Origin of the sequence: Blastopirellula marina (assembly GCF_002967715.1) — a bacterium.
GTDB classification, from domain to species: Bacteria; Planctomycetota; Planctomycetia; order Pirellulales; family Pirellulaceae; genus Bremerella; species Bremerella marina_B.
Window position 1 is genome coordinate 637,211 of sequence record NZ_PUIA01000016.1, and the last position, 13,187, is coordinate 650,397.

At 57.6% G+C, this 13,187-nt stretch carries 11 protein-coding genes; 6 read left to right on the forward strand and 5 right to left on the reverse strand.

All coding sequences use genetic code 11. The features are described from left to right. The first annotated feature begins 105 nt into the window (after nt 1-105). Together C5Y96_RS04415 and C5Y96_RS04420 are read left to right on the forward strand one after the other, a co-directional pair. Nucleotides 106-1,218: a tetratricopeptide repeat protein gene (locus tag C5Y96_RS04415; RefSeq protein ID WP_158261093.1), complete on the forward strand. Its 1,113-nt coding sequence runs from the start codon at nt 106-108 to the stop codon at nt 1,216-1,218. Between the two features lie 167 nt (nt 1,219-1,385). After that, on the forward strand, nt 1,386-1,901 hold the full coding sequence (locus tag C5Y96_RS04420; protein WP_105350314.1) for a hypothetical protein: 516 nt from the start codon (nt 1,386-1,388) through the stop codon (nt 1,899-1,901). Between the two features lie 74 nt (nt 1,902-1,975). On the opposite strand, the gene C5Y96_RS04425 is transcribed toward C5Y96_RS04420, so the two are convergent. From C5Y96_RS04425 to C5Y96_RS04440, 4 genes are all read right to left on the reverse strand, one after another. After that, complete coding sequence (locus C5Y96_RS04425) at nt 1,976-2,416, reverse strand: hypothetical protein (RefSeq protein ID WP_105350315.1); 441 nt, start codon at nt 2,414-2,416, stop codon at nt 1,976-1,978. A gap of 11 nt (nt 2,417-2,427) precedes the next feature. Beyond that, entirely contained in the window at nt 2,428-4,356 is a 1,929-nt protein-coding gene (locus C5Y96_RS04430; RefSeq protein WP_105350316.1) for a c-type cytochrome domain-containing protein, read from the reverse strand. A gap of 214 nt (nt 4,357-4,570) precedes the next feature. Further along, on the reverse strand, nt 4,571-5,287 hold the full coding sequence (locus tag C5Y96_RS04435) for a hypothetical protein (protein WP_105350317.1): 717 nt from the start codon (nt 5,285-5,287) through the stop codon (nt 4,571-4,573). A gap of 307 nt (nt 5,288-5,594) precedes the next feature. Continuing rightward, nucleotides 5,595-7,382: a serine/threonine-protein kinase gene (locus tag C5Y96_RS04440; protein ID WP_105350318.1), complete on the reverse strand. Its 1,788-nt coding sequence runs from the start codon at nt 7,380-7,382 to the stop codon at nt 5,595-5,597. 299 nt (nt 7,383-7,681) lie between these two features. Here C5Y96_RS04440 and C5Y96_RS04445 point away from each other — a divergent pair, with 299 nt between their 5' ends. After that, nucleotides 7,682-7,963 carry a glutaredoxin family protein gene (locus C5Y96_RS04445; RefSeq protein WP_105350319.1) on the forward strand — a complete coding sequence of 94 codons (282 nt, stop codon included), beginning with the start codon at nt 7,682-7,684 and terminating at the stop codon, nt 7,961-7,963. Nucleotides 7,964-8,039: 76 nt separating this feature from the next. Beyond that, nucleotides 8,040-9,194 (forward strand): glycine oxidase ThiO, encoded by a 1,155-nt coding sequence (gene thiO / locus C5Y96_RS04450; protein WP_105350320.1) that lies wholly within the window; start codon nt 8,040-8,042, stop codon nt 9,192-9,194. Between the two features lie 6 nt (nt 9,195-9,200). Here thiO and C5Y96_RS04455 read toward each other — a convergent pair whose 3' ends face one another. After that, a complete protein-coding gene (locus C5Y96_RS04455) occupies nt 9,201-10,361 on the reverse strand; it encodes a chemotaxis response regulator protein-glutamate methylesterase (protein WP_233198779.1) in 1,161 nt (386 codons plus the stop codon). Nucleotides 10,362-10,611: 250 nt separating this feature from the next. Here C5Y96_RS04455 and C5Y96_RS04460 point away from each other — a divergent pair, with 250 nt between their 5' ends. Both C5Y96_RS04460 and C5Y96_RS04465 read left to right on the forward strand, forming a co-directional pair. Next, nucleotides 10,612-11,820, forward strand: coding sequence for an NAD(P)-binding domain-containing protein (locus C5Y96_RS04460; protein ID WP_105350322.1), 1,209 nt, complete (start codon nt 10,612-10,614; stop codon nt 11,818-11,820). Nucleotides 11,821-12,134: 314 nt separating this feature from the next. Continuing rightward, nucleotides 12,135-13,187 carry a hypothetical protein gene (locus C5Y96_RS04465; protein ID WP_105350323.1) on the forward strand — a complete coding sequence of 351 codons (1,053 nt, stop codon included), beginning with the start codon at nt 12,135-12,137 and terminating at the stop codon, nt 13,185-13,187.

The following is a 13,187-nucleotide window of genomic DNA, read 5'->3' on the forward strand; positions in this document are numbered from 1 at the left end:
CCAAACTGATCACCTCGAATGCCCACGGGGGGATTTTTCTTTGCCCTTTGTGCAGAACGTGAGGATAATGGAATCGGTGAATTCTTTTTTCCCGGAGATGTCGCAGTGCGTACCCTTTCGATCATGGTTGGTCTGGCGATTCTGGTCGCCGCGAGTAGCGTTCAAGCCCAGGGTTTGGGGCAATACCAGTACAAAAGCCGCAGCAACATCTCGGTCGGACGGGGCGGCTATGCCGACGTCACCAGCCCCGGTTGGAGCACCGGGCGATACTCGAGCGGTTATCACCACGACAATTACCACAACGATCACCACCATTATCATGGTGGCTACGGTGGTGGATATGGCGGCGGCTACGGTGGCTATCCCTACACCGGTAGTTTCTGGGGCGGAACGGGCGTGTCATTCGGATGGTGGCTTCCACCGGCGTACGGCACGGATCGTTTCTTCGCGGCGGGTTACCCCTACACCTATGGTTACTCGGGCCTCTTTCCTTATGGCACCTATTACCGCCCCGGCGATCAACATATCGAATACTTTCTGCCGCCGACCCAGCCTGCCGAACTGAACTATGGCCCCCAGGCCATGAAGCAGTTCATGGGGCTGCCGAGAGACTTCGCCATCGAGCCGCAGCGAACCGGGCAATTCGAGTCCCTGGTCACCCCGCTACCGAGTCCTTTGAGGATCGAAGCAGCCAAGCCGGTAACGATCCAACAGCCCAGCGACCAGGCGATCGAGCGGGCCGAGCATTTCATTCAGGCCGGCGATAACCTCTTCCAGCAGCAGCGTTACCAGGAAGCCCTGGGCCGCTACAAAGATGCTATCGCCGCGGCACCTGGCTATGCGGAAGGTCACCTCCGCAAAGGGCTCGCTTACCTGGCTACCAACCGCCCAGACGAGGCGGTCGACGCGATCGAGCTGGCCATTCAGCAGAACCCCGAGGTCGCCGGCACCAGCCTGACGATGGATGCTTTGTTGGGAAATAACGGCCTGGCGAAAACTTCGATTATCGAAGCCAATGCCCGCCGCGCGGTGGCCGATCCGCAGAATCCCGAGTACCTGTTCTGCGTCGGTGTGCTCCTCTTTTTCGATGGCGATAAAGACCGAGCCCTGCAGTGTTTCCAGGCGGCAAGGCAAGCCGGGGGAGATTCAGACGACATCGATGCGTTTGAAAAGTATCTTCATCCAACGGTCACAAATCCCAACGGATTAAACATTTAGAACGCCGCCTGCGCATCGTAATTCAAATCGTCTGTGATTGGCGCACGCGAATTTCTGCCGAATAATCGATGGTTTCCCGCGAATAGTACGGGAGGCGGAAGGTGCCGCTTGATGGAGCGGCAAGCCTGTTTTGAGATTCGACCGAAGCCACTGAGGAGTTTGGCGCGATGAAGATTGGAAAGCTGTTACTAGTTTTGTGTGCCCTGGCGGTGCCGTTTACTTTAAGTGGTTGTAACACCGGCAAGACCGACACGGCCGCTAGCGGCGAACATGCCGATGACCACGGTCACGACCATGATCACGATCACGGCGAAGAAGGTCACAGCCACGAGCTGGGCCCGCACGGTGGTCACCTGATCGAACTGGGTGGTGAAAAGTATCACCTGGAATGGGAGCATGACGACGAAGCCAAGGTCCTGACCTTCTTCGTTCTGGATGGCGACGCCAAGAACGATGTGGCTATCGCTGGCGAAAACATCAAGATCACCGTGGCGGTGGGTGAAGACAAGAAGGACTTCGAAGTCCCAGCTGTGCGTGAAGAAGGTGCCGACAAGACCGCCAAGTTTGAAACCAAGGACGCCGACCTGTTTGCGTTGGTGACTGCCGACGAGGCCAAAGCCACCGTCACGCTCGAAATCGAAGGGACCCCCTTCGAAGGCGAAATCGAGCACCACAATCACTAATCATTTCGATTCGTCCTGGTTAAGAAATGAAAAACGCGATGCTTTCGGGCATCGCGTTTTTTTTGTGTTCAGGCCTATTCAATGTACGCTTCGCGAAGACCCCCTTTGGGACCGTAGCGAATACGAAACAAATTGTGCTCGTCGTCGAATGCACGACCTTCAAAGGTCACGACAAAATCTTCCGGGCTCACGCACACGTCGATCAGCTTCAACTTCTTCTTCAGTTGATCGCTCGTCAGGGGGGCTTTGCCTTCGATGTTGCGGACGATGTTGCACCCTTTTAGCAAACGCTTGGCTGCCTGATCCAATGCATCGATCACCAGTTGATCGATGCGATCGTAGAAGCGTGTGGCAACCTTGGCCGCGGCTTCCCGGTTGGCGTCCCACTGCTGTTTGGGACCGAAGTCGGAATCAAGCAGCAAGGGAAACTTGCCGATCTTGGACTTTTGCTGTTGGGTGTAGCCTTCGTCGCCGAGGATAAACTTCCCTATCGTGGGATGTTCGTACACTTTCATGCCCGGGTACCTTATCGTCTTCCCGACGCAGCCCAGGCTTCGGCCAGTTTCGATGGCGACATGTTGAACGCCGACTGGAATGCTTCGTCGAAGCTGGTTCCTTTGCGGAGCGAGTTCATCATCGCGTCGAACGAGTTGCCGCGTCCCATGATCGCTTTCATGAACGCGTAGCTGGCCACCGAGGCCTGATCAGGCGACAACCGGTTCATGACGAAGTCGTCCGGCTTGGCCATCGAGCCCAGGGCCGAATCGATCTGGTTGTCCCAGGCAACCACGCGTGGATCGTTCTTGCTCATACGCGACGCGACCACGCGGCCGACCCCTTCGGCAAACCAATCAGGCACCGTTCCATTGCCCAGCGAAGCCACATGGCTCGAGGCAATCAGCTGTGCCATCAAGACGGAAAGGTCGTACTCGTTGTCGGACGGCACTTGAATCGAGCCATAGGCATCGGTCACGTTGTAGCGGTAGTGTCCCTTCCAGTCAGGCGGTAGATCGCGGCGTTCGATCATGTTGCCGAACTCGGCGTAGTCGTAGCGTTTCTGGAAGAAGTACAGGGTCATCTTCCCTTTGACTAGCGGCGTGGTGCCTGGGATCTTCAGGATGGTGCGGACCTTGTCGGCTGCTTTGTCCGCTTCGCCCACAAGCTCTTGCAGCGAGGCTTCTCCCATCGTGCCGTAGGCCAGGAAGTTAGGAGAGTCGACCTTGGACGACTTCACGTTCGGCATGCCCAGGTCCCACATCTGCTGGCTGCTTTCGGCCCGCATCGCGGCGAGTTGATCGTGGGTTGCCTTCTTGGCCAGGGCGATCTGGTTATTCCGCAGCATCGAAGCGTCGTTGGGGGATTCGCCGTCGAACTTGCCCCCTTCACGGATCCACATTTCGATCTTGGTGATTTGCTCAGCAGTCAGCGGTGGACCATTGCGCGGCATCCGACCATCACCGGTCGCTTTGATCAGGCGGACAATCATACTGTCTTCGGGTTTACCAGGGACAAACGGGGCACCACTGTCACCACCACGGATGAAGCGGGCAAAGTTGTCCATGCCCAGGCCACCCGGCGGGTTGTTGCCGCTGTGGCAATTGACGCAGCGATTGGCCAGCACGCCTGCGACATCCATGCCGAAGCTAACCTGTTCGTTACCGGTAGCGGAAGTGACTTGCAGTTCCATCATGGCCGCTGGGTTCGCAGCCGCACCGGCTGCCTGGTTGATTGGGGCCTTTGGATCGAGGCCGTCGAACTTGGCCCCTTCTTTGACCCAGGTCTTCAGAGCGGTCAATTCCGGCGGAAGAACACGACCACCGCCGCGCGGCATGTCGCCGGTTTCAATCGTTTCGATCAAGCGGCTGCCGATATCGTCGCCGGGGAAAACCACCTTCCCTTCGGCTGGGCCCTTCATCAGGATCTCGTAGGTACTCGCACTGAAACCACCTCGGCTGCCGGTCACGTGGCAGTTGCCACAGCGAGCATTCAGAATCGGCGCGACGTGCTTGGTGAAGCTGATATTGGCAGTGGGGAATGTCGTCGGCAGAGGAGCCGGAGCTGCCGCGGCCGGCGGAGGTGTGCCAGGCTGGTTGGCCATCATCATCGGGGCCGAAGCCATCGAAGCAGCGGTCAACGGCTTCAGGGTGTAGCCTTCCAGCTCCAACACGCCGTGGGAAACAGCCAGACTCTCGGCCAGGTTTTGTAGCTCCTGGGTAACTTCGGCGTCGCCAGCGGTACCCAGCTTTTCCATGCGCGATTGAATGTCGCGTACCAGTTCCACCGATTCCGCGATCATACCTCGTTTGAGGAAGTTCGACGTCTTGCGGATGTCGAGCTTCAAGGCCTGAAGCTGTCGTTGCTGTTCGGCATTGGGAGCAGCATAAGCGCTCGAAACAAACAGTCCACTAAGCAGAACGACGATGGCCGTGGTCTTGATGGAGGGTAATCTGGTCAATGTTCGGCCCTGTGAGACGACGGTGACAAGTTGAATAAAGAAGCATCGATATTAAACGCCATGGTAGCGAGAACCGCGAACCGATGCATTAGGAATGAACGCCCGGCACGGCGAAATGTACCCACGATCGTCCATGGATGATCGGATAAGAACCCTAAACTTCGGCTGCACAGCTACTTACGGCTAAGTATCGTAAAAGCATAGCATGTATTGCTTAGGTATGGTGGTGGCGGCGAGTGACCTTTTTCGCCGCTTGTTCGGCCATTTGCTTGCGCCGCGTGGGGCGATAGCCGTACTCGATCGCGAACCATTCGGCGTACCGCTCGCGGGCCAGGTAGTTGTTATTCCGCGTATCGAGCAGGTGACCCAGTTCGTGAATCAGGACATTGTTCAGGTAGAAGTCGCGGATCGTGTCTTCGCTCCACTCCAACCTCCAGAAACCGTCTTCGTCTTGCTCCCAAATGGCACCAAACATCTTCGCTTCCACCACCTGCTCGGGGCGGGGTGGATGAGGGAAGTATTCGATCAGGGACTCGTCCATCGGGTACAAGTAGATTGCTGCACCCCACTGCATGCCGTAGCAGGGAAAGCTCAGCTTCTTTTTGGTCAGCCGGCTCAACTGCACGACTTCCAGCCCTTCGATCATCCACGAGGGAAGCTCGGCCAGTCGCGAACGAATCTCGTCCTCGGTCAGAATGTGACGGAAGCCTTCGCCAGCGTCCTGATAGATAAACTTATAGTTCGAGCCGGTATTGCCGGTTGGTTCGTGCCAATCCTCTGGCGGCACGAAGTAGCCGCCGCATTCGGCTGTCCGGCCCGATTCTCCTCCACGGCGACGCGACGCTTGCGTTGGCAAACGAAAATCGCGTGACGCGACTTTCGTCTTCGCCACTTTCGTGTGCGTGATGCCTCGATGCGACATGCGTGCCATGGAATTCTCTGAGTTAGGCCTGTCGAGCGACGCTTACAAGTCGCTCATGGTGTCAATCTGGGTCGGTCTTCCTGCGACATGCGGAACCGCGAATTCCATTTCAGGTTTTCGGGAACAGATGGCCGCTGTTTGGGCTCTCTGTTCTTCTACCTTATCCTACGTCGCGGTCCGAGCAGTTTTCAAGCGATTTTGTTAAGTTGCTATTTGGTATAGGCTTAGCGTGTTGCTGGCAGTGACCGGACAGCACCGGGGGACACAAGAAACAGGCCAAAACAGCTCTGTCAAGATACCTCTGCAGAGTGGGTCTCTAGGCGAGAACCCGGGGGCTTTTGCCCTGCTGGATCCAACGACGGGCCTCGAGATTTCCCTTTTTCGGGTCAATGGGTTCCGAGGTCTCTTCCGCTGTTTGATAGCTGATAGCGATTAAGATGCCAATCAACATGAAGAGCACCGCGACCACCACCCAGATGACAATCGGGATCCCTTGAATCGAAGCATTCAGGGTGTTGATGGAATCTCCCAGGCCCGATTGCGATTCTGTTCGTCGCTTCTTGGCTTCAGCAGCGGCATGGCGGTCTTCGGCTTGTTGCTTGAGTTCTGCTGACGAGATCAACAGGGAGCCACCCACGTCGCTCGCCGGGACATCCATACTGAAGGGATCGGCGTCGAACTCTTGAGAATCGAACAGGGACGAGCCTGACGACGAAAGAGAGTCAATCGAAGCGGGGCCAACGTGTTCGTCGTCGTCCAGCGCCTTGGCAACCGGCAAGGACTCTCCGCTGCGGGAAGGACGCTTGGGGGCGATGGGACGCTGCGACGTATCGTTTGATCGATCGGCTATCGTGTCGCCGACCGCCGGATCGAAGTTGCTCGAAGAGGGTGAATCCCGCATGTCAGGAGGAAGCAGGTCGTCTACCTCGTACGAGGATCCTCCTCCTCCACCACCACGCGGAAGGTTCGAATGATGGGCCGCTCGCGACCGATTGGCCACTTCCAGGGCCGAGGTGGATAAGATCGCCGAACCAGGTTGCTCATCCAGTTGGGTGGGTTCTTTGCCGCGAGATTCCATCCACATGCGAAGTTCGTGGGCCACATCCGCTGCGCTATCGAACCGGTCCTCTGGCCGCTTGGCGATCATTTTCTCGCAAATACGCTGCAGCGATGGAGGGCAATTCGGCCGCGACTTGGCAATCGGATCCGGCATCACGCTTTGATGCTTGGCAATTCGCTGGGCCAGGCTCCCTTCGGGAAACGGAGGATGCCCAGTCAACAGATAATATAAGGAACAACCCAGGCTATAAATGTCTGCCCGGTGGTCGACCTTGTGGCTGTTGACGGCTTGTTCAGGCGAGAGATAGTCGGCCGTTCCTAGCACGTTCTCTTCGTGTGCGATCGTCAGCGAGGCGTTTTCGTCCTGGCTGATACGGGCCAGACCCATATCCAGGATCTTGACGATCCCTCGATCGTCACGCAGCAGGTTGGCTGGTTTAACGTCGCGGTGTACGACCCCTTTCTCGTGGGCATGCTGCAGGCCATCGGCCGCCTGGGCGATGTAATCTGCCGCCGCTTCAAACGGAACGGGGCCACTTTCTCGCACGATCTGCTGGAGATCGGCCCCGGGAACGTACTCCATCACGATGTAATGGGTATTGTCTTCGTTGTCGACGTCGAAGGCCCGGACAATATTCGGATGGTCGAGGTGAGCGGCTGCCTGGGCTTCTAAATGGAAGCGAGCGAGGTACGAAGCGTCGTTCACGCGGCGTCGCGGAAGGACTTTGATCGCCACTTTGCGATTCATCAAAGTATGTTCGGCCAGGTAGACGCTGCTCATCCCCCCGGTGCCCAAGTGCTTCAGCAGGCGATACTTCGAGAGGTAGAACCCTTTGTACTTGCCATTACGCAGCTTTTCGCAGTGCCAACTAGTCAGAAGTTGCTTCTCGACGAAGTACTTTTGCAGGGCATCCAGGTCGTTAGGCAGTTCCCCTTCGTTGGAAGCGCGCAGGGCTTCCACGGCCTGCTCTAAGGCAGCCGGATCAACGAGCTTGCTCTTGTCGATCAGCTCGATAAATCGTTGGGAATCAACTACTGCTGGCATACGAATCCGAAATGACGCGAAACGGACGACCTCATTCACCGGGGAAGTGCTTTACTTCCAGCTCGGTTGGGAGGAAAATTCTCTAATCAGGCGAAGTCACGGGATAAATACAGTGTATAGACTAACAGACACACATTGCTGGTAACAACAATCTCTGGCAATTTTCACGCGCTGTAAGCCCCCCAGAAACCGCCGGTCGGCTTAAAGGGTAAAATCAAATCCCTACATCCATTTGTAGTGGCCCCGCCTTTACAGGGGTGCCGATTGGCTTCAACGAATCTTAACAAGGTGATCGATCCGTGAGCGACGTTTCCCCTCCACAATACGATGCTCAGGTTGTCCTCTACACGCGGCAAGGGTGTCATTGCTGCGAAAATGCCGAAGCCGTGGTCCGCAAGTTCGTGTCGGACATTACCCGGGTCGATATCGACAGCGATCCGGAACTGTTACAGAAATTTAATACGCTTGTGCCCGTGGTCGAAATAAATGGCAAAGTTCGCTTTCGCGGCAAAGTCTCGCCGATGCTGCTCGAGCGAACCTTGGCTGCCGAAGCCAGGCAAGCTGCTGGGCCGGCGTCGTAAGCCATCGGTCGTTGTTGCTACTATCCACGTGAACCGATCTTGGGTTCGCGGTTTTCCTTGGTTTAGGTGATCTGAATTGCCCTCGCTTGCTACGACTCGCCCTGATTTCCTGATTGTCGGAGGAGGGGTGATCGGACTTTCCCTTGCCTATGAACTGGCCGGCAAAGGACACCAGGTACTGCTGGTGGAAAAGGGACCGTTGGGGCGCGAGGCTTCCTGGGCCGGAGCTGGCTTGCTACCACCAGCCAACGAGAAAGAGGCCTGGGATCCTCAGGAACAGCTACGCGGACTAAGCCATCGGCTGTTCCCTGAATGGTCGGCCCGCCTTAAAGCCGAAACACAGATCGATAACCAGTTCGAGATCACCGGCGGGCTTTACCTGGCTCGCGATCCTGGTGAGGCCGCTTCGCTGCGGATGGCCTGCGTGCATTACGAAGAGGAAGGGGTCGAAGTCCAGCGGCTCGATCCCCAGCAACTCGCCGAACATTTCCCCCATTTGCAGACAAGCCAATCGATTCGAGACGCTGTCTTTCTGCCAGGGGAAGCGGTCGTGCGAAACCCGCGTCACCTCCAGGCCCTGGTCCAGGGCTGCCGCAACCGAGGTGTTCAGTTTCTCGAGAACACCGAGGTCGCACGCTGGCGATTTCAAGACACGCAGCTCACGGCGGTCGAGATCGACGGCCAAGAGATCTCGCCGGGGGCCTGCTGCCTGGCGACGGGGGCCTGGTCGCAGCTATTGACCGATCAGGTGCTCGACCGGGGGAACTTTTCAGGTCGCATCCAACGCCCCGAGATCGAGCCGATCCGCGGGCAGCTAGTCCTGCTCGATGCCGGAGGGAGGTTCTTTACCTCGCCGATCAATGAAGGGGTGCGTTACATCGTGCCGCGCCGAGACGGACTCGTCTTGGTCGGAGCGACGGTCGAAGAGGTTGGTTTCGATAAATCGAATACGCCTGAAGCGATCGAAGATCTCACGCAGTTCGCGCGGCAGTGGGTGCCGAAGCTGGCCGAGGCGAAGCAGGTCAAAGCGTGGTCGGGGCTGCGTCCGGCCAGTGTCGATCGTATTCCGTACCTGGGGCAGCTTCCCGGGATGGCCAATATTTACTTAGCGGCCGGGCACTATCGCAGCGGTCTGCATCTTTCGCCAGCGACGGCTACGGTGATGAGCCAGTTGATGTGCGGCGAGACCCCCCAAATCGATCTGCATCCCTTCCGCGTCAATCGAGCTTAACGCGTACTAGCTAACCGTGGCGGTACCCCACAGCCGTCGAACCTGGGCGGTGACGGTCGCGGCGGCTTCGTCCAGCGAAAACTGACGATCGACGTTCCCTTCCAGGAAGGCGACCTTGTTCATGCCGTATACGTCGGAAGTCGCTTCATCCTGCCCCAGCACGTAGCCGCCGGCCGCTCGGATTTCTCCGCAGCCATCCGAGCCGTCACGCCCCATGCCGGTCATGATGACTCCCAGTAGTCGGTCTTTATAAACCTTCACCGCCGACGACATCATCACGTCGACCGAAGGGCGGTGACCACTGACAAAGTCCCCATCACGCACCAAAAGCTTGCCTCCTTGGGTGCCGCTGCGAACCACTTCCAGGTGCTTACCACCGGGGGCCAGATAGGCATGCCCTGGCTGAAGCACGTCGCCGGTCTCGGCTTCTTTGACACGAACCCTTGAGAGGCTATTGAGTCGCCCAGCGAATGCCTCGGTGAAGTTGGCCGGCATGTGCTGCACGATCACAATCGGCGGCAACGTATCGGGCAGGATCTCGAACATCGCAGCCAACGCAGGCGGGCCGCCGGTCGAGATGCCCAGTGCGATGCATTTGTCGGATACGGGTAGCTTTTCGGTCAAAATGGGCTTGGGTATGATCTTTGAATCGTTCGACAGACCAAGCTTTTCGCGACGCTCTTTTCTCTTCTGCGCACGCTCGCGGCGCATGGTGAGCACTTTCTGGACGTCCGTATTGCTGACCATGCGAATGCGGCGGACCAGTTCGGTCCGCAGGGTGGTCTCGGCTTCTTTGAGACCTTCGGGCTTGGCGATGTAGTCAATCGCCCCACGGTCGAGTGCTTCCAGCGTGATCTGTCCACCCAACTGCGTGGTGGCGCTCACCATGATGACCGGGATCAACTGCTCGGCCAGAATGGCATCGAGCGTTTCCAGTCCGTCCATCTTGGGCATCTGGACATCGAGCGTAATGACATCTGGCTTCAAGGAGCGCGCAAGTCGAACGGCCTCGTGTCCATCGGCAGCCGTGGCAATCACCTCGATGTCAGGCGTTTCTTCCAGCAGATCCGAGATCAAGGTCTGGATCAATTTCGAGTCATCGACTACGAGTACTCGTAGTGTGCGTTGGACCATCATCCCGCCCCAAGTCTGTGGTTTTATTTCCATTGCAATCATTTAGGGAAGAGCGACGTGTGATATAACGTGCTCAAAAATTCCCTGGGAAAACGTAGGTCATGCCAGCCGGGGGGGAGATGGACACGGTAGAATCTGCGGTGTTTTTTAACCATTGCTGCCTGGGGTAAGAGCGAGAGACCATTTCTTCCTTATAATCGTTAGCATCGGGCGTCGCTCAGGCAGCGTCGTACGTACATTACTTAATCGCCTGGTCCTCCTTCCTCATAGCAAAGGCCATCGGATGGCAGTCGAATCGCCAGCCCATATCGTGATTGTTGGTGCCGGATCGATTGGCATCGAAGCCGCGTTGTATGCCCGCTTTCTCGGGTACCAGGTAACCCTCCTCGATTCTGGCGATGTCGGGGCTCACTTGCGGAAGTGGGCACACGTCCGCATGTTCACTCCGTTTCGGGCGAATTGCACCAAGTTGGGCAGGTCTGCCCTGGCAGCTCAGTACCCAGATCTTTCGTTCCCGCTGGCCGATCAGCACGTGACCGCCGGGCAGTATCTAGAGCAGTACCTGCTGCCGCTGGCCAAAACCGACCTGGTGGCGGACTGCTTGAAGCCGCATCACACGGTGATTTCGATCGCGCGAAGCTCGCAGACCAAAGCAGAAAACTACGGCCTGCCGGCCCGCAGCGAGACCCCTTTGGTGACCCTGGCCCGCGATCAGGACGGGCACGAACACGTCTTTGAAAGCGACATCGTCCTCGATTGCAGCGGTGTCGGGGGTCAGCCCAATTTCATCGGCGGCGGGGGGAGTCCCGCGGTCGGCGAACTGGCAGCCAGGTCCCACTTCGAAACCGGCCTGGTCGATGCCCACGGCAGCGACTCGAATCGCTATGCCAATCAGCAGATCCTGGTGATCGGGGCAGGGCACTCCGCGGCAACCAATATCTGCCAGCTCGGCTTATTGGCCCGCGAAACCCTGGAAACGCACGTGACCTGGGTGACCCGCGATGGCAAAGCCGAGGGGCAAAATGGCCCGGTACCGGTGATCGAAGACGACCCGCTACCCCAGCGCAAGCGTGTTGCCAGTGAAGCGAATCAGCTCTTGATCGACGAGAACGGCCACCTCGACCATTGGCCTGAAACGACCGTGAAATCGCTGCACTACGAACCACAGAACGATCACTTCCACGTGACGCTGGAAGGGAAACACTCCGGCGTGCATACGTTCGACCGCATTGTGGCCAATGTCGGCTTCCGACCGAATCTCGAGATGCTGCACGAACTGCAACTCGATCTATGCCCCAATACCGAAGGGACCAAGGGCCTGATTCAGCCGGAGCCCAATTTCTACATCCTCGGCTCGAAGAGCTTCGGCCGCGATTCGAGCTACCTGCTGTCGGACGGCTTCGATCAAATCCGCCGCGTCTTTGCCATCATCGGCGATCGAGAGAACCTTGACCTCTACGCCGAACCCCCAGGCCCCTCGAACATGGCCTAGGCCCGCGAGAGGAATCTCTGCCAGTCACCAGCACGTGATATCCAAGAGGCAACATCCACCTGTCGTGTGGAGAATGGCTCTGCTATCACGTAATTTGTGATCAAAGTTTGGTCAATCTTCGACGTGGATTCATGAAAAGAGCCTGTTTTCTCCGAGAAATGCAGGTAAAAAGCCCCCACTGCGCGCCAACCATTTCTTGAAACGCTTCGTACAGCTTGGCGTGCGTTCCCCTGACGTATCCCTTATATTACGGGGATTCCCGCGCCGGACACTTCCGAGATACTGCCCCACGCCGAGTCTACGAAGGCCTGAAGATGAGTTTGCCTGCCGTGTTGAAGTCGATTTTTGGAATGATGCTTTTGACGCTGGTCATGGTGGGCAGCCTGTCTGCCGAGCCAGTCGACGGCGACCAGCAGCAGACGATCCGTCGATGGATTCGGCAGCTCGACGCCGATCGCTATGCCGAACGCCAGCAAGCCGCCGACGAGTTGGCCAAGCTTGGTAAGGATGCAATTCCTGAAATCGAGAAGGCCGCGCTAACGGGTACCGGTGAAGTCGCCAGCCGCTCGGTCGATTTGCTCAAAGGGTATGCTGGCTCTCCCGACGACGAGATTTCGTCGATGGCCTACTCGGCTCTCAAACGGCTCGCGGCCAGTGGCAACCAGACTGCCGGCTATATCGCCGAAGAAGCGATCGCCCAACTCAAGCGAAAGCTCGGCCCCGATCGCATTACCGATGGCGAGCCAGAGCAGCCGCCGGTTCTGCCCCCTGGTAACTTCAATCGCTCGGTGCGAATCTCGAACGATGTGAACGGCGATAAAGTAATCGACGTCACCGAGAACGGCGAGCGAGTCGTGGCCCGCACCATGGCCAACGGTCACGTCAGCATCACCTGGCATTTGCCAGGCGGTAAGCAGCAGAAGGTTGAAGCGGAAAGCATCGACAAGCTGCAACAGAAAGATCCACAAGCGCTGGCCAAGTTCCAAGAGCTGAACAAGATCGCAGACGCCGGTCCTGGCCGCCTGCCCGGCATGCCGGATCCTCCTCGTGTTCATGTTCGCGTTCCCCGTGCAGGAGAAGGCTTCGATCCGTTTGCCGAAATGGATCAACGGATGGAAGAGATGCGTGCCCGGCACGAGCAGTTCGTCAACGAGCTCCGACAGAACATGCAGGACCGTCGCCAACTTCCGCAAGTCGCTGCCCCAAGCCAAGAGGTGGACGAGAAGCAACTGAAAGAAGTCCGCCAGCGACTATCCGACGTACTGAAGCGTCTGGAAGAGATCGACGCCGACGCGATCGATCATGTCGACCTGAAGCGTCTCGATGAAGCTTTGAAGCGAATCGAAGCACCGGCCGACGCTTCGTAA